The following is a 24,791-nucleotide window of genomic DNA, read 5'->3' as shown; positions in this document are numbered from 1 at the left end:
GACGCGTGCATGACACTCAGATTCAAAGCTCTTTCCGTCCATCTCTTCACTGCAACTGGCGCCGTTTTTGCCATGCTCGCCATGCTGGCTGCCGTCGAAGAGAAATGGAGCCTTATGTATCTTTGGCTGGTTGTCTCATTCATTGTGGACGGCATCGACGGTCCTCTGGCGCGTCATTACCACGTCAAAAAGAACGCGCCCGAATTTGACGGCGTGCTGCTGGATCTGATCATTGACTACCTGACCTATGTGTTCATCCCGGCCTTTGCCCTGTTCAAGTCCGGGCTGATGGACGGCTGGACCGGATGGTTTGCGATAATCGTCATAACCTTTGCCAGCGCGATGTATTTCGCGGACACCCGGATGAAGACCAAGGACAACTCCTTTTCCGGTTTTCCCGGATGCTGGAACATGTTCGTTATCGTGATCTTCGCGCTCGAACCGAATTTCTGGATTATTCTGCTGTTGGTGACACTGCTGTCGCTTGCGATGTTCCTGCCGCTCAAGTTTGTCCATCCCGTACGCACCGAGCGTTGGCGCGGCCTGACCCTGCCCATGGCTCTGGCGTGGACGTTCTTTGCCGGTTGGGCGGCCTGGGTCGATTTTCACCCTGAAAGCTGGGCGCATTGGGGTCTGGTGATCACCAGCCTGTATCTGACCTTTGCAGGCATCGCGCAACAAATCATACCGCAGCGCCACGCCTGACGCAGCGCTGCCGACAGTCGAGCTACATGACGTCCTGCACCTCGAACTCGGTGCCGTTATGGGTAAAGACATCACCCTCTTGCAGGCCCACCATGGCCAAGTAAATCGGGCTTTGTGTTGAAATGCCCATATAGGTCTTTCCATCCACCTCGAACCGGGTGGTCGAAACGCACACGACAAATCTGCGATTGTTGAACTTGATCACTGCGCCGGGCTGAACTGTGTCCGTCAGACCGAAGTCGGTGTTTTCAATCACGTCGATCTTGGCGTGATGTGCGTGCACAGGGGCGTCAAACGCAGCCGCCAAGTCAGCGTTTTCGCGTGAGGCGGCAAGGTCATCCTTGTCGTGACCTTCCCGATCATCCAGTTGAGCGTCCTTCAAATACGCATCGTAATGCGCCTGCGCCGTTGCAAGCTCTTGCGCTTCAAGTGACATCAACCTGTCAATAATGGCCTTCTTTCGGGCGGCGCGATCTTGATCCGTGGTCATGCAATGCGGTCCTTCAAATTCAACAACACGTATATGGTGTGCCCGCCGTTGACGGATTGCAACCGAATTTCACGGATCAGATCAAAAGCCCGGCTGCGCGCTCATGGCGCAACAGGGCCACTTTGGTCTCGACCCCGCCCGCGCCGGAAAAGCCACCCAGACCATTTGCTGAAAGAACTCTGTGGCAGGGAATGATCACCGGAATGGGGTTTGCACCGCAAGCCTGCCCTACAGGTTGCGCAGGCTGCCCAAGCTCTTTTGCGATATCTCCGTAAGTACGCGTTTCGCCGAGAGGAATCGCATACATCAGATCGCAGACTTGTCGTTGGAAGTCAGACCCTGCGATGCGGTAAGGAAGGTCAAACCGGTCCAATTCCCCGGCGTCATACGCTTTCAATTGCGCGGCGGCTTCACGCAACAGATCCGTCGGTTCTCCCACATCCCGGCCATCCCAGACCAGGCGCGTGAGGGCTCCGTCTGTTTCTTCGACACCCAGACATCCAAATTGGGTTTCCACGGCAATCATCGGCATAGGCGCAGCGTTTCAGATCACCAAAGCTGTTGCAAGCAGGGAAAGAAAAACCCCCAGCCGATGGGCTGGGGGTAAGTGTTAACCAAGCGCGTCGTTACAGCGGCTGCATACACCCGGATGCGTGTGGCGGCCCACGTCGGGCAGGATTTTCCAGCACCGCTGACATTTCGCGCCCTCGGCTTTTTCAAAGACCACCGCAACGCCTTCGATTTCAGGCACGCGGAACGCCTCGGCAGGGGCAGGATCACCCGAAACCGCCAATCCGGAAGTGATGCACAGATCATCCACGTCAAAGGTTGCCAGCAGGTCACGGGTCTCCTGATCTTCGACATGCACGATCGGCGCGGCTTCGAGGCTCGATCCGATGACCTTGTCCTGGCGCTGAACTTCCAGCGCAGCGGTCACCGCGCGGCGAACGCGGCGCACTTTGGCCACGGCCTCTTCCAACTCGGCGTGACGCCAGTCGGCGGGTGTGTCCGGGAAATCCACCAGATGGACCGAGCTATCATCGCCCGGGAAGCGTTCCAGCCACACCTCTTCCATAGTGAACACCAGAACCGGAGCCAACCAGGTTGTCAGGCGGTGGAACAGAATGTCCAGAACAGTGCGCGACGCACGACGGCGCAGGCTGTCGCCATCGCAGTACAGCGCATCCTTGCGGACGTCGAAGTAGAAAGACGACAGATCAACTGTGGCAAACGTAAAGACGGCGCTGAACACACCCTGAAAGTCGAAGGACGCGTAGCCCTTGCGCACTTGTTCATCCAGTTCGGCCAGACGGCTGAGGACCCAGCGTTCCAGACGCGGCATATCCTCGGGCTCGACCCGATCCGCTTCGGTGAAGTCGGACAACGAGCCCAGCATGAACCGCATGGTATTGCGCAGGCGACGATAGCTGTCGGCAGTGCCTTTCAGGATCTCAGGCCCGATCCGCTGGTCGGCGGTATAGTCGGTCTGCGCCACCCACAGACGCAGGATATCGGCACCGTATTGCTTGACGACCTCTTCAGGCACAATCGTGTTGCCCAGCGATTTGGACATCTTGTTGCCCTTGGCATCCAGCGTGAAGCCGTGGGTCACCACGTTGCGGTACGGCGCGCGACCCTTGGTGCCGCAAGCCTGCAGCATGGACGAATGGAACCAACCGCGGTGCTGGTCAGTGCCTTCCATGTAGACATCGGCGATACCGTCCTCGGTGCCATCCTCACGATCGCGCAGAACAAATGCGTGGGTCGAGCCCGAGTCGAACCACACGTCCAGCACGTCGAAAACCTGATCGTAGTCGTCCGGGTTGGCGATGCCGTCGAGGATCTTTTCTTTGAAGCCGTCGGTGTACCAGACATCTGCGCCGTCTTTCTCGAACGCAGCCTTGATGCGCGCGTTCAGGTCCGCGTTGCGCAGCAGATAATCCACGTCGGTGGGCAGAGCACCTTTCTTGGTAAAGCAGGTCAGCGGCACGCCCCAGGCGCGCTGACGGGACAGAACCCAGTCCGGGCGCGCTTCGATCATCGAATAGAGGCGGTTACGGCCGGTTTGCGGCGTCCATTTCACCAGCTCGTCGATGGACCGCAGGGCCCGTTCACGGATGGTATCACCCATCTCGCCCATGCCATCGTCCAGCTTACGGTCAACCGAGGCAAACCACTGCGGTGTGTTACGGTAGATGATGGGAGCTTTCGAGCGCCATGAATGAGGATAGCTGTGCTTGATCTTGCCACGCGCCAGCAGCCCGCCAACTTCGGCCAGCTTGTCGATGACGGCTTTGTTCGCGTCGCCCTCGCCGCCCTTACGGGACAGGATGTATTTGCCGCCAAAGAACGGCAGATCAGCGCGGAAGCTACCGTCGTCCATCACGTTATAAGTGATTACCTGCTCGAGCATCCCCAAGTCACGATACAGCTCGAATTCTTCCATCCCGTGCGATGGTGCACAGTGAACAAAGCCGGTCCCTTCGGTGTCGGTCACGAACTCAGCAGCGCGAAAATCGCGGATGTCGTCCCATTCGCCATTGCCGCCTTCGGCCCCGGCCAGCGGGTGGGTCAGTTGAACGCCTTCCAGCTCATCCGCGGTCACGTCATGAACGCGGGTCCACTGGTCGTCGTTCAGACGCGCGCGACCCAGAACGTCAGCGGCCAGGTTGTCGGCCAGCAGGAACTTGTCGCCTACCTTGGCCCAGCATTCCTCTGGCGCGCCGGTGACTTCGTACAGGCCGTAAGAGATGTCTTTGCCGTACACGACTGCCTTGTTCGACGGCATGGTCCATGGGGTCGTTGTCCAGATTACGACAAACGCGTCATCCAAATCACCCGCATTCACAACCTTGAACTTCACCCAGATGGTGAAGCTTTCCTTGTCGTGATACTCGACCTCGGCCTCGGCCAGAGCGGTTTTTTCGATCGGCGACCACATTACGGGCTTCGAGCCCTGATAAAGCGTACCGTTCATCAGGAACTTCATGAACTCATCCGCGATCACGGCCTCGGCGTGATAGTCCATGGTGATGTAGGGATCAGGCCAGTTACCGGTGATGCCCAGGCGCTTGAACTCTTCGCGCTGGATATCGATCCAGCCCTCGGCAAACTTGCGGCATTCCTGCCGGAAGTCGACGATGTTCACCTCGTCCTTGTTCTTGCCCTTCTTGCGGTATTGTTCTTCGATCTTCCATTCGATCGGCAGGCCGTGGCAGTCCCAGCCGGGCACGTAACACGCGTCGAAACCCATCATCTGATGGCTGCGTACGATCATGTCCTTGATGGTCTTGTTCAGCGCGTGGCCGATATGCAGGTGGCCGTTCGCATAGGGGGGGCCATCGTGCAGGGTAAAGGGCGTGCGGCCTTGTTTCTCGCGCAGGCGGTCATAGACGCCGATGGTCTCCCACCGTTCCAGCCATGCGGGTTCGCGCTTGGGCAGGCCAGCGCGCATGGGGAATTCGGTTTTGGGCAGGTTCAGCGTGTCTTTGTAATCAGGTGTCTGGATCGTGTCGGCGCACATTGGGGGCGTCCTTTGGATGATCTGGTCGTACTAGGATCGAAGCGGTCGGTGCGAGTTCTCAAACACCTTTGCCCGGCGTCTCAGAGGGTCAGAGCGCCGGGGATATAATTCGAATAATGATGGCCAAGCGGTCATGCATAGCGGGCTTATAAGACGCCCGCGCCTAATGGTCCAGAGGTTCTGCCTCATGCGGCGAATGGCGCAGTTTGGCCCAGCGGTTCAGCCATGCCAGACCAGCCAGCGCAAGGCCAAGCGCAAGCAGTGAGAAGACCCGGATCAACCCGCCTAGCCCTGCGATGTCGATCAGAAAGACCTTGGCAACAGCCAACCCGATCACAACGAGGCCCGCCTTCCGCATCAGGTCCGATCCGCGGGCCAGAGATTGATAGAACAGCGCAGCTCCGATCAGCAGCAGAACCAGAGTATAAGTGTAAAGCTCGGGCTGTGTGACGCCGTTTCCTTCAAACATGCCCGCAGAGCCCTGCCAGACGTGGCGGATTGTCAAACCCAACCACATGGCCGCAAGCCCCCCTGCCACGACATAGCTTGTCATCGTGATCTGGTTGGGCATATCTTTGATCCGCCAAGCGGACCCGGCGATAACCAGCGCGGGCAGCAGATACGCAATGGCAAGCGTGTTGAAAACCGGCAGACCGAGCACCGGATCAGCATTTGGATTCAAAAGCGGGTTTTGCTCGGACACGGCAAGCATGAGATAGAACAGACCATGCGCGGCAAAAAAAACCGCCAACACGTAACGCGCATAGTTCAGCTTACCGCCCAGCTCAAATCTCTGAACCTGAGCAAAAGCCAGCAGCAGCCAGATGACCGCCAGCAGTCCCAGACCCCAATGGCTGTTGTCGGCGCCGCCTTCGCCAAACCCTTCAAGCCAGCGCAGCAGCAACAGGGACAGCAGAATGCCACCTGTCGCCCACGCTGCGCTTTCCAGCAGCAATGACGCCACTGGGCGCTGCAAGGGGCGCTGCACCCACCAACCCGCCACAAACCCCACCGTGGCCGAGCCGTAAACCAATGTCATCTCGAGCACCGGAGCCGAATTTGCCCAATACAATCCTGGATCAAGCACCAGTCGAACGGTGACGGCAAAAACACCGGCCCAGATAAACCAGCTCATTGGCGGCAAGGTGAACTTGCGGTCCAAAGCCGCCGCCACAACCACGCTTGCAACAAGCGCCACCGTCAGCGCCGCCGCACTGAGGACTATGACGCAGGCAAAGACGAGGCAAGACAGAGCAGACAAAGTGGCCAACGCAGCACGCATCCGATCCTCTCCATCGACCCGTGCAAAACGTTCCGCAATCACCACCATCAAGACGGCCAGCGCAACCGCGTGCAAGGCCCAGGGGTAGGCCCCGATAACAGAAACCGGATGCCAGCCGACCTCCAGCCCGATAGCCATTACCGGGGCAAACAGAGCTGCCCCTCCGGCCCAGATGGCGCGAAACTGGGTTGCTTTCGCAGACCGCCACGCCATTAGGATTGAGATCAAAGCCCCCAAGGCGACCAGCACCGTGACGACCATCGGATAGTCGGCCTCAGCCGTTTCCGCATAGGTGGCTGCAAAGCCGAGAAAAGCTGCGCCTTGGTCAAGCCCGTGCATCAGGACGTTAAACACAAGCCCGACGGCCGGCAGGACGGTCAGGTCCTGAAGCGCAGGTGCATCCTTAGCCCAAAGAAGCAGGGCCAGCACAAGTGCGGACAGTAAAGTAACACCAAGCCAGAACTCAGTTTCCGTGTCGGCCCAATGCCAGGCCAAAATCGCCGAACTTACTGCAATGGCCCCGGCGGCCAATCGGGTCGGAAAATCCGGCCATGGGCGCGCCTTTGGATAGCGGATCATCTGCGAGATCATGGGCCCTGAATGATCCGGCCAGACGCGCCGCGCAGGAATGGCGATCACCAAAAGCGCCAGTATCAATGTGGCGACCAGATAACCCGGTTCCGTGTTTGGCGCGCCTGCTACCAGCAGAAGGTTCGCCGAATAGGCTCCAAACACGGTCAGAACGGACACCCAAGCCCAGCGCCGGACTGTGTCGATGCCAAGCCCCAAAACGGCAACCAGCAGGAAATAGGCATAAAGCCACGAGGGATCCTCGGACGCTCCGCCAACCAGAAATGGGGCCAAAAATGCGCCGATCAGGCCAACCGCGGCCAACAGCGGGCCATGGAACCACCCCAGAACAAGGCCGATCACGGCGACCGCGACCATCCCCGCCAGCGCCGCCTCGGCACCGATCAGGTCGTACAGCTGACGCGCCGCCAGAATGGCCCCGAAAAGGGTAACAAGCCCTGCCCCAGAAAAGACCGATGGTAAATAGGCGGTGGTCGCGTCCTCATCATCGCCGAATTTCCGACGCAAGGCTTCACCCGCAGTGATCAGAATCGAACCGAACCCAAGTGCAGCCAGAACCCTGGCAGCAGGAGGCAGCAATCCGTTTTCGACGCCGTATTGCACAAGAAATATCCCGGCCAAAGCCAGCGATACGGCTGAGACCGCATAAAACCAGTTCTCGCGCAGCCAATCGCCGAACGCTGTAAACCGGTCATGAGTGAATACGATGGCCGATGAAGTCACATCCGCCGTTCCAACCAAAGTTTCTTCTGCTGGCCTTTTGGGCGCGGCCCATGGGGCGGGCCTGCGGGGTTCCTGTTCAGCTTCCGACTGTGGATCAGGCACCTTTTCTAACGGCCCCTCAGAAACCACCGTATCAGCTGAAGACAGGGTTGAAATCTGCGCCTCCAAATCTGCTACGCGACGACGCAATCGGGTCTGCCCGACCACCAGCACAACCAGAGTCACCGGGATTGCCAGAACAATCAGCCCAACAAGAACAAGTAGCGATTCCAACGCGGTCTCCGATCTTTGTCTTGTGGCTAGGCTATCTTGAGAAGGCGAGCAATAACAGTCAGGAAAGCCGCGGCTTGGCTGACCCATACACCCGTTTCAGACAAGTCTACGCTGCCGGAGAGCGCCCGGCGGCAGCAACACCCCTGCTGCGACAACTATGGATGGAACAGAGACCCGACCAGATAAGCGATCAATGCGGCCAGCCCGCCGATCAACAGCGTCTCCATTCCCGATCGCCACCAAGGGGCCAGCGACCATCGGCTTTTGAGCGCGCCGATTGCGAAAAAGACCCCCATGGTCATCCAGGCAGACATCACAAATGCGTTCGGAATCGAGGCAAGGAAAGGCAGCAAGGGGATCATCCCGGCCACAAGAAACGCAAAAAACGTGGCCAAAGCTGCCTTCATCGGGTGCGGGTCAACACTGCCCAATCCATATTCACCCTCGATCATCAGGTTGATCCAATTTTCATGACTCGATGTAATCTCTGCCGTAGCTTCGTTCAAAACGTCGCCCGACAGCCCCTTTTGGGCAAGGATTTCGCGCACTTCCTCCCGCTCGCCATCCGGGTACAAAGCTATGTGGCGTTCCTCGACCGCGCGGATGCGTCGAATGTTGTCAAGTTCAGCCTTGGTGCCCGAATAATTGCCCGCAGCCATGGAAAACCCGTCAGCCAGCACATTCGCCAAACCCAGCGCGACGATAACAAACGGGGAAAGCCCTGCCCCCGCGACGCCTGCGACGATCGCAAAGGTGGTGACGGATCCGTCGATGCCGCCATAAACAACATCGCGCAACACACCTCGACCTGGTGGTGCATTGATCCGCTCGGCGATTTCCTGTGGGCTGTGACCGTGATCCGTCATGGCTGGCTCCTCCGACACTCCTAGTGTGGCGAAGGGCGGGCACTGACGCTTTGCTTTGGATCAACCCTTGGAAAACAGGCCTTGCAGAGCGCGTTTGATGATACCGCGCGTTGACGGTTTGTGCCGTTCAGAGAATGGCAGCGGGCGGCAAACCTCCATCGCGGCGACGCCCACACGCGCGCTCAGCGCCCCGTTCACCAGGCCCTCTCCAAACCGGCGGGACAGTTTGCTGAGAACGGACCCGCCCAGAACAGGCTCCAGAAGATCGTCGCCGACGGCCACAGCCCCTGTGGCGACCAGATGTACAAAAACGGCACGGGTCAGGCGCCAACTGCCAAGAGTACCGGCCCGACCGCCATAGATTTCCGCGACCCGACGGATCATCCGAAGTGACGCGGCCAGTGCGGTCACAACATCTGCCAAAGCCAATGGGACTAAGGCGGTCACAGTTGCAACTTGCCGGGCTGCGGCCTCAACCTCGCGGCTGGCAGCTTCGTCCAGCGGAGCCAGCAGTTCATCTTCGGCAAGGCTCAGCAAAGCCGAGGCATCAAATTGATCCCCCATACGCTCTGCCAGTCGGTCGCGGCCCCAGCGGGTCTCTTCCCGGCCTTTATAAAAGGTGATCAGACGATTGGTAACAACACGGGCCTGTGCCAGATCGGCATCCGCCAAAGCCGTATCCGCCGCGCGGCGCATTCCGTCGACCCGCGACAATCGCCCCAAAGCTGCCAATTCGCGGATCGCAATGATCAATCCAACCAGCACCAATGCCGCCAGCAAGCCAACTACGACCCACCCCAGAACTGGCGTCCGCGCCACCAGTGAAGTCGCAAAATCCCAAGCTGCAACAGAGATTGCCGCGCCAACAACAGCCAAAGCCAGCCCCCAAAACCAACGCGCCAAGGCGGATGGTTTTCGGGCGGCAAGCCTTGCAGCGCTCTGCATCGCCTGCCCCTGAGGTTGCGCGACGTCTGGCACCGGAGGGGCCTGCGCAACATCAGCAGCAGGCTCATCCGCTTCAAGATCGATCAGAACCGGGCCCTTAGCCATGGGTCATACCTTTGCTGCGCCAGACAAATTTAATGTCCGGCAGATTTTCGTCATTATCCGCGCCATTGCTGCGCGCTGCTTCGGCAAAGCCGTTGCGCTGATAAAATTTACACGCGCCTGTGTTGGCCTGAAACGCATACAAGCTAAGCCGGGTTTGACGGGATTTCGCGTGATCCAGCAGTTGCCGCCCGATCCCTTGCCCGCGCGCCTGCATGTGCAGGTAGAGTGAGTTGATCTCCGTTTCGTTCAGCGCCAGAAATCCGACCACGCCCACGTCACTTTCCGCAACAGTTACCCAATCCTGATCGATCATTTTACCACAAAAGGCGATGGTTTCAGCGCAACTGTGCAGATTTGGCATCCAGTCATTTTCCAAAGTGAAACCGTGCAGGATTGTCCCGATGGCACCGGCATCTGTGGTACGTGCAGGACGCAAGATAACGGTCACAACCTGTCTCCGATCAGGAACTGGGCTGCGCGATCCAGACGGATATGCGGCGGCCCATCGCCGGGTTTCAGGGTCAGATGCGCAGGGGCAAATGCCATGAACCCATAATCCTCATCCAACCAACTGTCCGCCCCATTTCGCGCCGGACCCAAAAGATGCGCTGGGTCTTCAGGCAATTCGCCGGGATAGAACGCAGCCTGTTTCCCGCTGTCCAACAAGGTGCCCCTCACGCATGGCAACTCCACCCCGTTGTGCCTGCGCATTTCTTCGGTCGTAGCGCGCAGCGAAGCCAAAGACAGAGCTGCCGTCTGCGCCCCCGCGAAATTCGCGCGGTCTCGTGCCTCGCGTGTCAACGCTTCGATGATCGCCGTCATTCGGGGATGCTGCGTGTGGTGCAAGTGGTCGGCTTTAGTCGCCGCAAACAGGATGCGTTCGACCCGCTTGCCCAACAGCAACTGACTAAGCCACGCATTCCTGCCCGGACGAAAAGCCGACAGGATATCGGCCATCGCGCGGCGCATATCCTCAACCGCCTGCGGGCCTTTGTGGATCGCGCCCAGCGCGTCGACCAAAACCACCTGCCGGTCGATGCGCGAAAAGTGGTCGCGAAAAAAGGGTTTCACCACTTGATACTTATAAGCCTCAAATCGCCGCTCCATCTCACTCTGAAGAGTTTTACGGCGTGATGGTCCGGACAGAACCAAAGGCGCAAAGGTCAGCACCGGTGAGCCCGCCAGATCACCCGGCAACAAGAAACGCCCCGGGGTGCAGTCATAAAAACCAGCTTCACGCGCCTGATTGAGATAAGCCGTGAACGCCGTCGCCAGAGCCTGCGCGGTCAGCTCGTCATGCGCGCCGGACGGGTCTGTGGCCTTTACCTGCGCGAGGTACTCGGCGGCCTCGGCACGTGTCTCGATGCGCGTCAGTGTTTCCTGCGACCAATCTTCGTAGGATTTGTCCAAAAGGGCCAGATCCAGCAGCCATTCACCGGGATAATCCACGATGTCCAGATGCACTGTTCGTGGCCCCTGCAACCCGGCAAGCAACCCTGCGGGGCGCGCTTTGAACGACAAACGCAATTCGGACACAGCGCGGGTGCTGTCGGGCCAATGTGGCGTGGGGCCCGTCAGAGCAGACAGGTGGGTTTCATAGTCGAACCGGGGCACCGTATCGTCCGGCTGTGGTTGCAGATAAGCGGCGTTGATCCGCCCTTCTTGCTGCGCGGTCAGGCCGGTCATGCGGCCCCGATCCAGCAGGTTGGCCACCAGCGAGGTGATGAAAACCGTCTTACCCGATCGCGCCAGCCCGGTGACACCCAGACGGATGACCGGCTCGAAAAACGTCTCGGACACGCTGTCGCCGATGGTTTCGACGCCACGCACAAGACTGTCTGCCAGTGATGAGATGACCAAACTGTCGCCCCGCAATTTTCGTTTTACCCAAGATAGGTAGAGGGTGCGGCACATACCAGCGCTTTCGCCCCCTTGCCCGTTCCCGCGCTGCGCTGTACCAGCGACGCATGCCCAGATACGCGTTGAAAGTTGAATACCAAGGGGAACCGTTTGCCGGATGGCAGCGGCAAAAGGATCAGCCGTCCGTTCAGGGGGCCATTGAAGAGGCTCTGTCGCGTATTCAGCCGGGCGCGCACACAATCGCTGCCGCAGGTCGCACCGATGCCGGGGTTCACGCGCTTGGTCAGGTTGCCCATTGCGATATGGCCAAGGATTGGGACCCGTTTCGCCTGTCCGAGGCATTGAACTATCACCTCAAACCGCAGCCTGTGGCGATTGTGAAGGCCGCTCGGGTCGATGAGGATTGGCATGCGCGCTTTTCAGCGGTTGAACGGCAATACCTGTTCCGCATCCTGATGCGCCGCGCCCCGGCAACGCATGACCGGGGGCAGGTCTGGCAGATCAATCATCAGTTGGATGTCGATGCGATGCAGGACGGGGCAAACATGCTGCTGGGACGGCATGATTTCACCACGTTCCGATCCTCGATCTGTCAGGCTGCGAGCCCTGTAAAAACCCTGGATGAATTGCGGGTCGAGCAGGTTCCGGGCTTTTCCGGCCCCGAGATCCATTTCCACGTGCGCGCCCGATCTTTCCTGCACAACCAGGTACGCAGTTTCGTGGGCACCTTGGAACGTGTCGGCGCCGGTGCTTGGACACCCGAGGACGTGCGCGACGCATTGAAAGCTGAAAACCGCGCAGCGTGCGGACCGGTCTGCCCACCGCAGGGGCTGTATCTGGCGCGTGTTGGCTACCCGGAGTCCGTGTTCGACTAAATCGCGCGCATAAGCAAACCGCCGGCAATCACTGCAATGACAAGACCAGCGACCAGTTCGATGGTCGGGGCCAGAACCGAAGCAAAGCGTGTGGCCGAGGCAGAGGCCAGCAGCCCTCCACGCAAACCGAAGGAAGTCCAACCGACCAGCGTGGTTACTGTGGCCGTGCCCAGCGCCATAGCAAAAGCCCCGGCGACACCTACCATTGCAATGCCCATCTGCCAGGTCAGGATCAGCACGAACAAAGCACCCGTACAGGGCCGCGCGGCAATACCGGCGATCAGGATCATAGCCTCGCGCAGAGTGCCCACATTTGCGACCTCTTCCGCCGTTGGTCCATGCCGATGGCCACAATCCGAGCAGACACCGTCATCATGGTGATGTGCATGATCGTGGTCGTGGTGATGGTCATGACTATGTTGGTGGTCGTGAGCATGGTCATGATCATGCGTTGCCTGGCTTTTTTGCCGCCGCGCGAAACTGCGCAAAGCACGGAACACCAGCCACAGCCCGATCAAAGCAATCGCGCCATAACTGATTGGGGCCATGACCTGCTCGGTCGCGCCCACAAGGCTTTGGCGGGACATCTGAAAAACCAATACCCCGGCATAGACCAGAACTATGGCTGTCACGGCTTGCCCTAGACTGGAAAGCACGCTTATCGCTGACAGCCGCCAGAAAGCCACGCGTCGACCCAGCCCGTACCCGCCGATCAGAACCTTACCGTGACCGGGGCCGATGGCATGAAAAAAGCCATAGGCGAAACATACAGTCAGCAGCGTGGCGACGGCCTGGGGCTGTTCGGCGCGTGCGGCACGCAGCGAGCGGGCGATCTGGTTCTGAAATTCGCGTTGCTCACCCGCGGCCCAAGCCGCAAGGGAGTCAAACCCGCCGCTTCCCCAAAACCAAAGAAGCAACCCACACGCAAGCGCGACCGGAACAATCAGGTAGCGGGACATGAAACGCGAATCTCGGTGGCAAAGTTTTCTCCGACCAGGGGAATATCGTTTTCCTCAAGATCGTAATCTGCATCCAGCGTCAGCAGAAATGCCTGCATCTGAGCCAACTGGCCATCGATATCCGGGTCGAAACGCTCTATCTTGCAGGCAACGGGGCCTGACACGACAACCGGGCGTGTCACTTCGTAGGCCGTGTAATAAGTTTCGTCGAACGCCTTCGCCGACAAAGCGCTGGCGGGAACTGCCTCCCCTTCGACCGCACGCAGATGGGTGGTAACGATGCGGCCATCCTCGGTTGTGGCACTTGGTGAAAGCGGGCCGGACAGGGTGACCGGCATTCCGCCCGCAGTCACAACCAGATCGCCATTATATCCCTCGATCCATTGCGCATCGAACCCGGCCAGAAACTTTTCTTCGCTTTCGGTCAACACACCGTCGCCATCCTGATCCAGCCGCATATCTTCCAGTTGCAGCAGGGAAAACAGCTCATCATAGGCCCATGTCACGCGGATATGGGTCAGTTGACCACTTTCATCCACGATGAATTCAAGCCCGGTGTCGATAAAGACATGTGGGTGGGCCATGGCCGGGATCGGCAAGCAGCAGGATATAACTGTGAACAACCATCGCATGAACGCAAGATAGGTCCGGCTGTCCACCGCGGCAACGGCTTTTGCCATCAAACTGCAAAAACCGGCCGAGTGTCATCCCGGCGGAAACAGCACCAGCGTCTGCAACGCCGTGCCAACGGGACCTTGCGTGTCATAAAGCACCGATTGTGACATCCCGATGCCCGACGGCTGCCAATGCGAGACCGAGTTTGTGGCCAACCAATCGGAAATTGGCTCGCGGTGAATATTTACGGTCAGGTCCGTGTTCATGAAACCCATTTCCGACGTCGGCGCGTTCCACGAAATGCCGTTGCCGCAATCGGCCAGCGGACAAAGGGCCTGAATGGGCGATTGCACTTCACCCTGTAAAAGAAGCGGGGTCCGCATCCACACCGTTTTGGGCCCGGCCCCCTGCTTGCCGCCTGTCGGATACCGAATGTCGCTGTAATGGGCAAAACCGGGCAGGTCGTGACGAATCTCACCAATTGGAAACGGGCCGTCGACTGTATCCTCGATCCGGGGCGCGGTGGTTTTCACATTGGCAACCGGTCCAAGATCACGACGCACCAGGTGCATGGTCGAGGCCGTAGCACAGAGCGTGTCGTTCAGGTCGTGTACCGTAACCCGCGTGGTGGCCAGTGTCTTTGTGTGGCGCGTGGTTTCCGCTGCAACCCGCAAACCGGCCAACGGCAGAGGGCGCAGCAGGTCGACAGTCAGACGGGTCAGCATCTTTTCCGGACCGACTTCGGTTTCCGCCGCACGCACGATCAAACCACTCACTGGCCCTGCATGGCAGTGATCGGCAGACCATGGACCACGTGCGGGATCGTTGCCGACAAACGCCCCGTCTTCTCGTTGATGAAAATAGGTCTTGTCGGCGAAATCGAGCGCTGCTGCCATAGGCCCCCTCAGATCTTTTCCTGCGTGTATTTCTTTAGCTCGGCCCGCGCCACCTGACGGCGATGCACCGCATCTGGCCCATCGGCCAATCGCAGGGTCCGCACATGGGTCCAGGCCATCGCAAGCGGTGTGTCTTGGCTGATGCCCTGCGCACCGAACATCTGTACCGCTTCGTCAATCACCTTTAGAGCAACCCGAGGTGCGATGACCTTGATCTGGCTGATCCACGGCGCAGCTGCCCGCGCGTCGCCCTGATCCATGTACCAAGCGGCTTTCAGGCACAGCAGCCGGGCCATCTCGATCTCCATCCGGCATTCGGCAATGATGTCGTAATTGGCCCCAAGCTGCGCCAGTTTCTTGCCAAACGCCTCGCGTTGCAGCGACCGTTTGCACATCTGCTCCAGCGCGCTTTCGGCCTGTCCGATGGCGCGCATACAGTGGTGGATGCGGCCCGGCCCAAGGCGACCTTGCGCAATCTCGAACCCGCGCCCTTCGCCCAGCAGAATGTTTTCAGCCGGAACGCGTACGTTGGTGAAACGGATATGCATGTGGCCGTGTGGTGCATCATCGTGTCCGTAAACCTGCATGGGGCGCAAAACCTCGATCCCTGGAGCGTCTGCAGGCACCACGATCATCGACTGCCGCTTGTACTTGGGCTGTTCGTCGCCGCCGGTTTTGACCATCACGATATAGACCTTACACCGTGGATCGCCTGCGCCTGAGGACCACCATTTTTCACCATTGAGGACATAGTCATCCCCGTCCCGCACACAAGACATCGACACATTGGTCGCGTCAGACGAGGCCACGTCAGGCTCGGTCATTAAATAGGCAGACCGGATCTCACCTTCGAGCAAAGGCTTCAGCCATTGCTCCTTCATCTTCTCAGACCCGTAGCGTTCGAAAACTTCCATATTTCCAGTATCCGGGGCCGAGCAGTTGAACACTTCGGCCCCCAGGGGGGTCTTGCCCATCTCCTCGGCGAAATAGGCGTATTCGACGGTGGTCAGCCCAAATCCCTTGTCACTGTCGGTCAGCCAGAAATTCCACAGCCCCGCCGCCTTGGCCTTGGCCTTTAGCCCTTCAAGAATTTCGGCTTGGCGCTGTGTGTACTGCCAGCGGTCGCCCTTGTTGATTTCGGCGTGATACTCTTCTTCCAACGGCATGACCTCATCCCGAATCATATCGGCAACACGTTGCAGAAGAACGCGATTTTCCTCGCGCAGGGTAAATGACATGTTCACGGGCGCATCCTCCTGGGACATCGAGACAGGGCTATACTTTCGCGGCAAGGATGGCTTAACTGCCCCAAGCCTGTCCACCGCAGTGACGGGACGTCACCACTTCAAAATCAAAGCAGGAGCTGCGCATGGCGTTGTTGATCGAAACCGGGTTGTCCGATTGGATAGGCGACAGTGAAATTGCCGCCAAATTGCAGGCTGCTGCACCCGATGCGGATATCCGCACCCCTGAAACGCTTGGAAACCCCGAAGACATCACGATGTTGGCCTTGGTCAATATGCAAAGCGACCATCCCACACGCTTGCCGAACCTGAGGCTTGTTCAGAAGTTGGGGGCGGGCGTGGAAACCATTGTAAGCCATCCCGACCTTCCAGCCCATGTCCGCATCGCGCGTCTAAAGCCAGATGCACCGGCACAGGGTATCGCCGAGTGGTTTGTGGCTTACATCCTGCGCCGCCAACGGCATATGGCGTTCCATGAGGCCGCCCAAGCCCGGTCGGAATGGTCGCCGCGAGAGCCGATCTTTACACCCGACACAGTCGTAGGTGTTCTGGGTCTGGGCCATATCGGTGCCCGCACCGCCTTGATGCTGCGGGCCATCGGATTTCAGGTCATGGGTTGGAGCCGCACACCAAAATCCATAGAAGGTGTGACCTGTCTGCATGGACAAGACACCCTGCCCGAGCTTTTGGGTCAATGCGATCATGTGTGTGCTATTTTGCCTTCGACACCACAAACCGTTGGTTTGTTCGACGCAAAAACGCTGGAGTCGATGAAACCCAGTAGCCAGTTGCTGAACGCCGGGCGCGGGGATCTGATTGACGAAGCCGCCCTGATCGAAGCGCTGGACAAAGGCACACCGGCTCATGCCGTGCTGGACGTTACATCAGTGGAACCTCTGCCGCAGGGCAGCCCGTTATGGGCCCATCCCGGCGTGACGATCACACCGCATGTCTCGGGGTGGCATCTGGGCGACGCGCTTTCAGACGTCGCCGAGAACTTTCAACGGCTCAACTCTGGCGCGCCCTTGCTGCATGAGGTGGATCGAGCTCAGGGCTATTGAGGCCCGTACCGCAGATCAGGGCGTGAGAATCCAGTTGCCATTGCCGTCATTGCACCGGCGGGTTCTGATCTCGCGGCTCTGATCCCCACCTTCCGGCTGAATTATGTGTTGAAGGCTGACGCAGTTCCCCTGCACATTTTGCACCCGGATCGTGCCTTTTGATCCGGTGTCGTCATTTTTCCAGGCCCGTTCCTGACCCACGGATGGCGTACCACTGGTCAGCAATGTGTTCGCGGTTACGTTGACCACTTCGAAATCCGCAGGCGACAAGCCCATCTCTGCAATGATTCGCGATAGGGGCTTGGCGTCTGCCAAACTGGTCATCAAAAGAACACCACAAGCGACGATTGCGGGCAAAAACTGGGCTTTCATAGCGGCCTCACAGAACTGAAATCATTTGTGTCCAAGGATATACCGCTGCCGCTGCAGGGCCAAGCCCCTGACGTCGACCTTCAAATTATCCCGAACAAACCTATCGCGCCGGTGGACCTATCTGCGCACGGTCTTTGCGCCCATAGTGCCGTACAAACGACCCAGAGGCTCATGATGACCAACCCAACCTATTTTGCCCCAACCGGGGGCCATCCCGGTCAGGACCAACTGTTGACCGACCGCGCCATGTTCACGGACGCTTATGCGGTCATTCCCAAAGGCACGATGCGCGACATCGTCACCAGCTCCCTGCCTTTCTGGGAAGGCACGCGCCTGTGGGTTCTGTCGCGTCCGCTCAGTGGTTTCGCCGAAACGTTCTCGCAATACATCATGGAGGTACAACCCGGCGGTGGCAGCGACCAGCCTGAAACCGAAGCACAGGCCCAGGCCGTTCTCTTTGTGGTCGAGGGGGCTGTCACCTTAACCCTGAATGCCGAAAAACATGTATTGGAAACAGGGGGGTATGCCTATATTCCACCGGGAAGCGACTGGGCATTGCACAACACGGGTGACGCAGTCGCCCGGTTCCATTGGGTCCGCAAAGCCTATCAGTCGGTGCCCGGGCTGCCTTTGCCCGATCCGATCATAACCAACGAGCGAGACGTGACACCGGTCGAAATGCCGGGAACACAGGGCCGCTGGTCGACCACGCGGTTTGCCGACCCTCAGGACCTGCGCCATGACATGCATGTGAACATCGTCAATTTCGAACCCGGCGGGGTCATCCCGTTTGCCGAGACCCATGTGATGGAGCACGGGCTCTATGTGCTGGAAGGCAAAGCCGTCTATCGCCTCAATCAGGACTGGGTCGAGGTTGAAGCGGGCGATTACATGTGGTTGCGCGCCTTCTGCCCGCAAGCCTGTTATGCAGGTGGTCCGGGGCGATTCCGGTATCTGCTGTATAAGGACGTCAATCGGCACATGCCGTTGTCTTTGCCCTAAGGTAAACAGGTGGCTCGCAAAGGTGTGCCGTGAATTTGTGGCTTCGGGGCTTCACACGCGCGCCGGAATTTGCTGAAATCCAAGCAAATTCTGATTTTAAGCATTGGAGATTGTTCCATGAAACTGCGCCCTGCCCTGCTGGCCATCGCCGCATTCGCCGCATCTGCGACCCTTTTCACCTCGCCCCTTTCCGCCAAGGAAGAGACCAAGTCCGTGTTCGTCATGAGCCGCACCTGGGCGGTGACACAGGTCTCTGACGCGCCGGTTGTGTACCGCGCCACGCGTGACAACAACAACCTCAACCCGTTTGGCCCCCCGCCACGTTTGCGCACGCTTCAGGCCATCGCCGCCATTCAGCAGGCAACCGGGTGCAAACCGATCGTGGCCAGCATGTATCAGAACATCTCGGGCCAGTTCTTTTCCCAGGTCAGCTGCAACTGACAGAACGTCAGTTAGGGCATTGAGGTCGTCCGACCACCCTGCCATAGCTTGCGCATGAAACTCGCGATTAACGGATTCGGCCGTATCGGCCGTACGATCCTGCGGCAGGTTCTGGCCCTGCCGGAGGGGTCAGATATCGAGCTGGTGCTGATCAATGACATCGCACCGCTGGAAACCTGCGCCTACCTGTTCAAATACGACAGCACGTTCGGCCCCTACCCGGGCGATGTGTCCCAAGGGGATGCCGCGCTGATTGTGGATAGGCGGACGATCCCAATGACGCACAGTGCCGATCTGACTCGCGTTGATCTATCGGGCGTGGATGTGATGCTGGATTGTACAGGCATTGCCCGCAGCTCTGACGTTGCGCGCCGTGGTCTGACCGCAGGGGCTGGCAAAGTCCTGATCTCGGGTCCTTCGCCCGCTGCCGATGTCACCATTGTTCTCGGAGCCAACGAGGAGCAATTGGGAAGCGCCCGGATCGTTTCAAACGCGTCCTGCACTACCAATGGGTTGGTGCCGCTGGTCAAGGTCATCGACGATATCGGCGGTGTTGCGGCAGGGCACATGACGACAATCCACTGCTACACCAATAGTCAGCCCATGGTAGACGCCCCGCGCGGCGACCTCGCCCGCTCACGTGCAGGTGCCCTATCGATGGTGCCCACCACATCGAGCGCCATGCACTTGATAGACGTCGTTCTGCCGCATCTGGCCGGGCGCATCTCTGGGGCGGCTGTCCGCGTTCCTACAGCAAGTGTGTCTGCCGTGGACCTAATAGTGACACTGGAACGGGGCCTGAGCGCGGATGCCTTTGAAGAGGCGCTGAAAGAGGCCGTTGCTGCATCCCCGGTCCTTGGCTGGACAGACATGCCGCTGGTCTCGTCCGACCTTCGCGCACGCTCGGAATCTCTAGTCATCGCCGGCACTGAAACCCGAATGGTCGGTGAAAACCAGGTGAGGGTCTTTGGCTGGTACGACAATGAATGGGGTTTCTCGACGCGCATGCTGGACGTGGCCCGCCTTATGGCTGCCCAATAGCCGGACCGCGCCCCGCAATTGCGTGTGCGATCCGGCGTCGGCTTGGTTATTTGTGCCCCGACAAACTACCGGAACCGTGCCCGGACATCCCACCAGATACTTCTTCTGTGGCCTCGTCCGTAAGCTCTTCCGGCAGAACGAGATTGAGTACGATGGCAATAACCGCCGCAGGCAACAACCCACTTTTCATCAGGATACCCAGCGTGTCCGGCAAGTGCTGAACTGCATCGGGTTCAAGCTGCAACCCGAATCCGATGGAAAGCGAGATTGCAAAAATCACCATATTGCGACGGTTCCAGTCGACGTCAGACAGCATCGAAATACCCGCAGCCACAACCATCCCGAACATGACGATGACGCCCCCGCCCAACACCTCAATTGGAATGGTCCGGATGATTGCACCGACCTTGGGAACCAACCCGCACAGGATCAGGAACAAGGCACCAATGGTCACGACATGGCGGCTCATCACGCCGGTCATCGCGATCAGACCGACATTTTGGCTGAACGACGTGTTGGGCAATCCGCCGAATACACCGGCCAGCGCTGAACCGAAACCATCGGCGTAAGTAGCACCCGAGATTTCTTCATCTGTCGCTTCTCGACCTGCACCACCTTTGGTCACGCCCGAAACATCGCCAACAGTTTCGATGGCAGACACAAAAGCCATGAGGCAGAAACCGATCACAGCTGCAAATGAGAATTCAAACCCGTATTTAAACGGAACAGGCAGAGCAAACGCCGAAGCGCGACCCCAGCTTGCACCAATCGCTTCAAAGGTCACCATTCCGACCATCAATGCGTAAAGGTATCCAACCGCCAGACCAATCAGGACTGCTGAAACTGAAAGCATACCCCTGGCGAAGAATTTCAACGCAAGCGTTACAACAACAACGACCATCGCCGCTGACCAGTTCAGCATTGACCCGTATTCTGGTGTGCCGATCGCCGGAACCCCTCCAGCAGCGTACTGGATGCCAACCTTGACCAACGCCAGACCGATCATTGTGACCACAAGACCGGTCACCAGCGGCGGCAGAGCGAAGCGTATCTTCCCGATGACAGCCCCCAGACAGGCATGGAACACACCGCCGATGATCACGCCCCCGAACAAAGCTGCCAACCCGTCGACCCCTTTGCCCGCCACAAGAGGGATCATGATCGGCAGAAAGGCGAAACTTGTTCCCTGAACAATCGGCAACGCTGCCCCAACCGGACCCACAGTGACCGTCTGCAACAACGTTGCCACGCCGGCAAATAGCATCGACATCTGGATCAAGTACAAAAGCTCTGGGAAATCAGGCGAGTTCGAACCAAACCCAAACCCAGCTGCGCCAGCGACAATGATTGCAGGTGTCACGTTTGAGACGAACATCGCCAGAACGTGCTGAATACCCAGTGGAATCGCCTTGTGCAGCGCGGGTGTGAAATTCGGATCCCGAAGCTGTTCGGGTGTTCCAATTGAAGTTTCGGCCATGGGCACTGTCCTCTCAGTCAGAGTTCACGGGGGTATTGCCGCTTATCCCGCGGCTTCGTTGGGTTTCGGCACCACCTCATAGGGTGTGTCGAACCAGTGTTCTTCCAGATTTGATCCGGTGCCGATCCTGTCCACCACCGCAAATAGACCCGGGCCATGTAGAGGTGTCAGAACGCCATGCCATGTACCGCGGTGGTAATTCACCATCTGGCCCGGCTTGGTTATGAACGCGCGCGGAACGCCCGGTTCCCCGGCATTGTCTGCCGCGACGACCACCAGAAAAGGCTGATGCGTCATGGGAATGAAAGCCTGACTGCCATCCGGATGGCGCTCGACCATCTCAAGCGTGTAGGGCAATGAACGGGGGTTGGCGTTGAACAGGCTCAGCCCAGCCCGACCATCAGAAAAATCCAACCGCGCGCGGTCGTGAAACCGCCCGCATTGCCCTTGGTTGATGATCTTGTCGGGCGGTCCAGACGCCTCGATCAAATCGCCAAAAGGGGCAAATGCGTCTGCCGAGATTATTTCTGTCACGATCTGCCGGGTCATGCGGGCAACACATCCCTCAGACGAAACTCGGCGATCCGTTCAACCTGACGGCAGGCTTCGGCAAATTCCGTTGTGCGATCCTGTTCAATGCGTCGCTGAAAGGCTTCGAGGATCGACGCTTTGTTATGGTCCCGTACCGCAATTATGAAAGGGAACCCGAATGCCTGCGTGTAGCGCTGGTTCAGATCGGTAAACGCCTCACGCTCGGCATCGGTCAGTGCGTCCAAACCCGCTGACGCCTGTTCAGACGTGCTTTCCTGTGTCAGCCGCTTGGCCTGCGCCAGCTTGCCCGCCAGATCCGGATGCGCGGTCAGAACGCCCAAACGCTCGTCTTCTGAAGCCGAACGGAACATGCGCGTCAGCGCGTTGTGCAACCCGCCTGCGGTGTCATGTGCCGGGCCCAGCTCCAGATCAAAGGCGCGGTCAGCAATCCAGGCCGAATGCTCAAAAATACCGCCAAATGCCTCGACAAACGCGGTGCGGTCCATCTGTGACGGACGCACGCGATGCACCGGCGGATGGGAGGTTGCCCAATGTTGCGCGATTTGCAATCGCGTTGCGAACCAGACATCGGCAAATCCCCGTGCATAGTCCAAGAACCGTTTCAGCGCCATCACACGCCCCGGTCGGCCAATCAGGCGGCAATGCAAACCGATCGAGAGCATCTTGGGAACGCCCGCCTCACCCTCAGCGTACAGTGCATCAAAACTGTCTTTCAGGTACGCGAAGAACTGATCACCCGAATTGAACCCCTGCGGGGTGGCAAAACGCATGTCGTTGCAATCCAGTGTGTATGGCACGATCAACTGATCCCGCCCACCTGTCTGCAACCAATAAGGAAGATCGTCCGCATAGGTGTCGGCGACATAGGCAAACCCGCCCTCTTCCGCGACCAGACGCACCGTGTTTTCAGAACAGCGCCCCGTGTACCACCCGCGCGGACGTTCACCGACAACTTCTGTGTGCAAACGTATGGCCTCGGCTATTTGTGCGCGTTCTTCGTCCGGGGTCATATCTTTGTGTTCGACCCACTTGAGACCGTGGCTGGCAATTTCCCAACCAGCGGATTTCATCGCCGCCACCTGATCGGGCGACCGCGCCAGAGAAGTCGCCACGCCATACACCGTGATCGGAAGATCCTTCATCAGCCGATGCAAACGCCAGAACCCGGCGCGGGCGCCGTATTCATAGATCGACTCCATATTCCAGTGCCGCTGACCCGGCCACTGCGCGGCTCCCACGATCTCGGACAAAAACGCCTCGGACGCGTCATCGCCGTGCAGCACGCAGTTTTCGCCACCCTCTTCATAGTTCAGCACAATCTGAACGGCCAACTTGGCCCCGCCCGGCCACTTCGCCTGCGGAGGGTGTGCTCCGTATCCGATCATGTCCCGGGGGTAACGCGGCGGCTGCATGGTATGGTCCATTTCTATTTCTGTTTCCAACAGACTTACCCCAGAACACAGCCTTTGATTATCAAATCAATCCGAACGCTGTTTCCGGTTCTTTCGGCATTTCAACTGTTTCGAACTTTGCGCCAGACTGTCAAAAATCAAAAGGCACATGATAGGAGAGACCGGTGGCAGGCTATTTGACAACCCATGTTTTGGATACCGCACGTGGCTGCCCTGCCGTGGGGCTGAAAATCGCGCTTTACCGCGTGTCCGGCAACTCTCATCGCAAACTGGTTGAGATGGAAACCAACGCGGATGGCCGTACCGACAGCCCAATATTGCCGCAGGACGCATTTAAAACAGGCACTTACGAACTGATTTTCTTTGCAGGCGATTACCTGCGTGCAACAGGTCAGGACGGAGACGATCCCTTGTTTCTGGATCAGGTACCCATCCGGTTCGGCATGTCCGATGCAGAGGCGCATTACCATGTCCCGCTTCTGCTTTCGCCCTACGGCTATTCGACCTATCGCGGGAGCTGATCGAGAGCTGAGGTCTTAAGCTGGGAGCTCGGCGCTTCGAACGATTTTTCCGATCCGTTCGATCATGAAGTCCATGAACAAGCGAGCCTTCGGATCTTGATGTCGCCGGTGCGTGTAAAGACAGGCCATTTGCACAGAAACCGGCGGCGTTTCCGTTGCAACCGGGACCAGGCGTCCCGATCTGAGGTGTTCGGCGACTTCAAAAACGGGTTTCATTGCAATCCCTTGCCCTGACAAAGCCCAATCTGTCAGCACGTCTCCATCATCGCATTCAAACCGACCCGACACCGCAAAACGTTTCGGTCCCTCGGGGGTTTCAAGCATCCATTGAAACTCGGCCGCTCCCGGAAAGCGCAGGTTCAGGCATTCGTGTTTGTCGGCGACCAGATCAGCACCGGTTGATGGCATTCCGCGTCGCGATACATAGTCGGGGGCGGCACAAAGCACGCGCTGACAATCTGCGATCTTACGGATGCGTAGGGTGCTGTCTTCGGGTTGGCCGATAAAGAACGCCAGATCCAGCCCTTCGGTTGTCAGGTCGACAGACCGGTCCGTCAGGCGCAAGCGCACGTCTACTTCTGGGTACGCAGCCAGAAAATCAGGAACATGCGGTGCCAGCAGACGGCGACCCACCCCCAGCGGCGCCGCCGCAAACAATGATCCACGTGGGGCTTCGGTCAGATGGGTCACCTTAGCCTCGGCATCATCCACCGCGTCCAGAACCGCGACAGCTCCGGGATAAAACGCTTTGCCTTGCTCGGTCGGAGACAGATTGCGGGTCGTACGCTGAAAAAGGCGTACGCCTAAGTGATCCTCAAGCTGAGAAATCCGCGCTGAAGTCACAGCCGGAGAAATTCGCAGGTCTCGCCCCGCGGCGGACATGCTGCCCAGATCGTAGACCCTGACAAAGGTGCGGATGTTATCGAGATAGGACATCTTTTCGTTTTTTTTGATACAGTT

Annotated in this window: 24 protein-coding genes; 7 read left to right on the top strand and 17 right to left on the bottom strand. The window is 58.6% G+C overall.

What is annotated here, in order from left to right; translation table 11 throughout:
• The first annotated feature begins 9 nt into the window (after positions 1–9).
• A complete protein-coding gene (locus tag I9187_RS03285; RefSeq protein WP_171177998.1) occupies positions 10–705 on the top strand; it encodes a CDP-alcohol phosphatidyltransferase family protein in 696 nt (231 codons plus the stop codon).
• Positions 706–727: 22 nt separating this feature from the next.
• Here the strand turns inward: I9187_RS03285 and I9187_RS03280 are convergent, their stop codons facing one another.
• From I9187_RS03280 to I9187_RS03245, 8 genes are all read right to left on the bottom strand, one after another.
• Positions 728–1,195, bottom strand: a complete 468-nt coding sequence (locus I9187_RS03280; RefSeq protein WP_171178000.1) for a hypothetical protein — start codon at positions 1,193–1,195, stop codon at positions 728–730.
• 76 nt (positions 1,196–1,271) lie between these two features.
• Positions 1,272–1,727 carry a methylated-DNA--[protein]-cysteine S-methyltransferase gene (locus tag I9187_RS03275; RefSeq protein ID WP_171178002.1) on the bottom strand — a complete coding sequence of 152 codons (456 nt, stop codon included), beginning with the start codon at positions 1,725–1,727 and terminating at the stop codon, positions 1,272–1,274.
• 78 nt (positions 1,728–1,805) lie between these two features.
• Positions 1,806–4,718 carry an isoleucine--tRNA ligase gene (ileS, locus tag I9187_RS03270; RefSeq protein ID WP_209509530.1) on the bottom strand — a complete coding sequence of 971 codons (2,913 nt, stop codon included), beginning with the start codon at positions 4,716–4,718 and terminating at the stop codon, positions 1,806–1,808.
• A gap of 163 nt (positions 4,719–4,881) precedes the next feature.
• A complete protein-coding gene (locus tag I9187_RS03265; RefSeq protein ID WP_171178006.1) occupies positions 4,882–7,587 on the bottom strand; it encodes a DUF2339 domain-containing protein in 2,706 nt (901 codons plus the stop codon).
• Between the two features lie 155 nt (positions 7,588–7,742).
• Positions 7,743–8,453, bottom strand: a complete 711-nt coding sequence (locus I9187_RS03260) for a VIT1/CCC1 transporter family protein (protein ID WP_171178008.1) — start codon at positions 8,451–8,453, stop codon at positions 7,743–7,745.
• A gap of 60 nt (positions 8,454–8,513) precedes the next feature.
• Positions 8,514–9,503: a TIGR01620 family protein gene (locus tag I9187_RS03255; RefSeq protein WP_171178011.1), complete on the bottom strand. Its 990-nt coding sequence runs from the start codon at positions 9,501–9,503 to the stop codon at positions 8,514–8,516.
• Positions 9,496–9,951, bottom strand: a complete 456-nt coding sequence (locus tag I9187_RS03250) for a GNAT family N-acetyltransferase (protein WP_171178013.1) — start codon at positions 9,949–9,951, stop codon at positions 9,496–9,498. Before I9187_RS03250 ends, I9187_RS03255 begins: the two co-directional genes overlap by 8 nt.
• Complete coding sequence (locus I9187_RS03245; protein ID WP_209509529.1) at positions 9,948–11,363, bottom strand: YcjX family protein; 1,416 nt, start codon at positions 11,361–11,363, stop codon at positions 9,948–9,950. The genes I9187_RS03250 and I9187_RS03245 overlap by 4 nt, the downstream gene beginning before the upstream one ends.
• Positions 11,364–11,470: 107 nt before the next feature.
• On the opposite strand from I9187_RS03245, the gene truA reads away from it, so the two are divergent.
• Positions 11,471–12,238 carry a tRNA pseudouridine(38-40) synthase TruA gene (gene truA, locus I9187_RS03240; RefSeq protein WP_171178017.1) on the top strand — a complete coding sequence of 256 codons (768 nt, stop codon included), beginning with the start codon at positions 11,471–11,473 and terminating at the stop codon, positions 12,236–12,238.
• On the opposite strand, the gene I9187_RS03235 is transcribed toward truA, so the two are convergent.
• From I9187_RS03235 to I9187_RS03220, 4 genes are read right to left on the bottom strand one after another with little or no spacing between them, the layout of a single operon-like run.
• Complete coding sequence (locus I9187_RS03235) at positions 12,235–13,197, bottom strand: hypothetical protein (protein ID WP_209509528.1); 963 nt, start codon at positions 13,195–13,197, stop codon at positions 12,235–12,237. The two genes, truA and I9187_RS03235, sit on opposite strands and share 4 nt — an antisense overlap.
• On the bottom strand, positions 13,182–13,877 hold the full coding sequence (locus tag I9187_RS03230; RefSeq protein ID WP_348540066.1) for a DUF1007 family protein: 696 nt from the start codon (positions 13,875–13,877) through the stop codon (positions 13,182–13,184). Before I9187_RS03230 ends, I9187_RS03235 begins: the two co-directional genes overlap by 16 nt.
• A gap of 24 nt (positions 13,878–13,901) precedes the next feature.
• Entirely contained in the window at positions 13,902–14,708 is an 807-nt protein-coding gene (locus tag I9187_RS03225) for a thioesterase family protein (RefSeq protein ID WP_171178021.1), read from the bottom strand.
• A gap of 8 nt (positions 14,709–14,716) precedes the next feature.
• Positions 14,717–15,952: an acyl-CoA dehydrogenase family protein gene (locus I9187_RS03220; RefSeq protein WP_171619593.1), complete on the bottom strand. Its 1,236-nt coding sequence runs from the start codon at positions 15,950–15,952 to the stop codon at positions 14,717–14,719.
• A gap of 125 nt (positions 15,953–16,077) precedes the next feature.
• On the opposite strand from I9187_RS03220, the gene I9187_RS03215 reads away from it, so the two are divergent.
• Positions 16,078–17,013, top strand: coding sequence for a glyoxylate/hydroxypyruvate reductase A (locus I9187_RS03215; protein WP_171178023.1), 936 nt, complete (start codon positions 16,078–16,080; stop codon positions 17,011–17,013).
• A gap of 15 nt (positions 17,014–17,028) precedes the next feature.
• On the opposite strand, the gene I9187_RS03210 is transcribed toward I9187_RS03215, so the two are convergent.
• Positions 17,029–17,385: a hypothetical protein gene (locus I9187_RS03210; protein ID WP_171178025.1), complete on the bottom strand. Its 357-nt coding sequence runs from the start codon at positions 17,383–17,385 to the stop codon at positions 17,029–17,031.
• A 174-nt stretch (positions 17,386–17,559) separates the two neighbouring features.
• Between I9187_RS03210 and I9187_RS03205 the strand changes: the two genes are divergently transcribed.
• From I9187_RS03205 to I9187_RS03195, 3 genes are all read left to right on the top strand, one after another.
• Positions 17,560–18,387, top strand: coding sequence for a bifunctional allantoicase/(S)-ureidoglycine aminohydrolase (locus I9187_RS03205; RefSeq protein ID WP_171178027.1), 828 nt, complete (start codon positions 17,560–17,562; stop codon positions 18,385–18,387).
• 117 nt (positions 18,388–18,504) lie between these two features.
• Positions 18,505–18,828 carry a hypothetical protein gene (locus tag I9187_RS03200; RefSeq protein WP_171178029.1) on the top strand — a complete coding sequence of 108 codons (324 nt, stop codon included), beginning with the start codon at positions 18,505–18,507 and terminating at the stop codon, positions 18,826–18,828.
• Between the two features lie 54 nt (positions 18,829–18,882).
• Positions 18,883–19,869: a glyceraldehyde 3-phosphate dehydrogenase NAD-binding domain-containing protein gene (locus I9187_RS03195; RefSeq protein WP_171178031.1), complete on the top strand. Its 987-nt coding sequence runs from the start codon at positions 18,883–18,885 to the stop codon at positions 19,867–19,869.
• Between the two features lie 46 nt (positions 19,870–19,915).
• On the opposite strand, the gene I9187_RS03190 is transcribed toward I9187_RS03195, so the two are convergent.
• The 3 genes from I9187_RS03190 to puuE are packed head-to-tail and all read right to left on the bottom strand — an operon-like array spanning position 19,916 to position 23,310.
• Entirely contained in the window at positions 19,916–21,346 is a 1,431-nt protein-coding gene (locus I9187_RS03190; protein WP_171178033.1) for a nucleobase:cation symporter-2 family protein, read from the bottom strand.
• Between the two features lie 42 nt (positions 21,347–21,388).
• Entirely contained in the window at positions 21,389–21,895 is a 507-nt protein-coding gene (locus I9187_RS03185; protein WP_171178035.1) for an ureidoglycolate lyase, read from the bottom strand.
• Complete coding sequence (puuE, locus tag I9187_RS03180; RefSeq protein WP_171721836.1) at positions 21,892–23,310, bottom strand: allantoinase PuuE; 1,419 nt, start codon at positions 23,308–23,310, stop codon at positions 21,892–21,894. The genes I9187_RS03185 and puuE overlap by 4 nt, the downstream gene beginning before the upstream one ends.
• A 164-nt stretch (positions 23,311–23,474) precedes the next feature.
• Between puuE and uraH the strand changes: the two genes are divergently transcribed.
• Positions 23,475–23,831 (top strand): hydroxyisourate hydrolase, encoded by a 357-nt coding sequence (gene uraH, locus I9187_RS03175; protein ID WP_171238108.1) that lies wholly within the window; start codon positions 23,475–23,477, stop codon positions 23,829–23,831.
• Positions 23,832–23,846: 15 nt separating this feature from the next.
• Here uraH and I9187_RS03170 read toward each other — a convergent pair whose 3' ends face one another.
• Entirely contained in the window at positions 23,847–24,767 is a 921-nt protein-coding gene (locus tag I9187_RS03170; protein ID WP_171238107.1) for a LysR family transcriptional regulator, read from the bottom strand.
• Between the last annotated feature and the right edge of the window lie 24 nt (positions 24,768–24,791).

Origin of the sequence: Ruegeria sp. HKCCE4148, assembly GCF_017872495.1 — a bacterium.
Taxonomy (GTDB): domain Bacteria; phylum Pseudomonadota; class Alphaproteobacteria; order Rhodobacterales; family Rhodobacteraceae; genus Ruegeria.
Note: the sequence above shows the minus strand (reverse complement) of the source record. Positions and strands in the feature narration are given on the sequence as shown.

Bases quoted from the DNA above. Each gene is read 5' to 3' on its own strand.
- truA (WP_171178017.1), top strand. From the start codon at position 11,471: ATGCCCAGATACGCGTTGAAAGTTGAATACCAAGGGGAACCGTTTGCC.
- I9187_RS03195 (WP_171178031.1), top strand. From the start codon at position 18,883: ATGAAACTCGCGATTAACGGATTCGGCCGTATCGGCCGTACGATCCTG.
- I9187_RS03280 (WP_171178000.1), bottom strand. From the start codon at position 1,195: ATGACCACGGATCAAGATCGCGCCGCCCGAAAGAAGGCCATTATTGAC.
- I9187_RS03200 (WP_171178029.1), top strand. From the start codon at position 18,505: ATGAAACTGCGCCCTGCCCTGCTGGCCATCGCCGCATTCGCCGCATCT.
- I9187_RS03285 (WP_171177998.1), top strand. From the start codon at position 10: ATGACACTCAGATTCAAAGCTCTTTCCGTCCATCTCTTCACTGCAACT.
- puuE (WP_171721836.1), bottom strand. From the start codon at position 23,310: ATGCAGCCGCCGCGTTACCCCCGGGACATGATCGGATACGGAGCACAC.
- ileS (WP_209509530.1), bottom strand. From the start codon at position 4,718: ATGTGCGCCGACACGATCCAGACACCTGATTACAAAGACACGCTGAAC.
- I9187_RS03210 (WP_171178025.1), bottom strand. From the start codon at position 17,385: ATGAAAGCCCAGTTTTTGCCCGCAATCGTCGCTTGTGGTGTTCTTTTG.
- I9187_RS03215 (WP_171178023.1), top strand. From the start codon at position 16,078: ATGGCGTTGTTGATCGAAACCGGGTTGTCCGATTGGATAGGCGACAGT.
- I9187_RS03225 (WP_171178021.1), bottom strand. From the start codon at position 14,708: ATGGCAGCAGCGCTCGATTTCGCCGACAAGACCTATTTTCATCAACGA.
- I9187_RS03185 (WP_171178035.1), bottom strand. From the start codon at position 21,895: ATGACCCGGCAGATCGTGACAGAAATAATCTCGGCAGACGCATTTGCC.
- I9187_RS03235 (WP_209509528.1), bottom strand. From the start codon at position 13,197: ATGTCCCGCTACCTGATTGTTCCGGTCGCGCTTGCGTGTGGGTTGCTT.
- I9187_RS03255 (WP_171178011.1), bottom strand. From the start codon at position 9,503: ATGGCTAAGGGCCCGGTTCTGATCGATCTTGAAGCGGATGAGCCTGCT.
- I9187_RS03230 (WP_348540066.1), bottom strand. From the start codon at position 13,877: ATGGCAAAAGCCGTTGCCGCGGTGGACAGCCGGACCTATCTTGCGTTC.
- I9187_RS03205 (WP_171178027.1), top strand. From the start codon at position 17,560: ATGACCAACCCAACCTATTTTGCCCCAACCGGGGGCCATCCCGGTCAG.
- I9187_RS03275 (WP_171178002.1), bottom strand. From the start codon at position 1,727: ATGCCGATGATTGCCGTGGAAACCCAATTTGGATGTCTGGGTGTCGAA.
- I9187_RS03190 (WP_171178033.1), bottom strand. From the start codon at position 21,346: ATGGCCGAAACTTCAATTGGAACACCCGAACAGCTTCGGGATCCGAAT.
- I9187_RS03260 (WP_171178008.1), bottom strand. From the start codon at position 8,453: ATGACGGATCACGGTCACAGCCCACAGGAAATCGCCGAGCGGATCAAT.
- I9187_RS03170 (WP_171238107.1), bottom strand. From the start codon at position 24,767: ATGTCCTATCTCGATAACATCCGCACCTTTGTCAGGGTCTACGATCTG.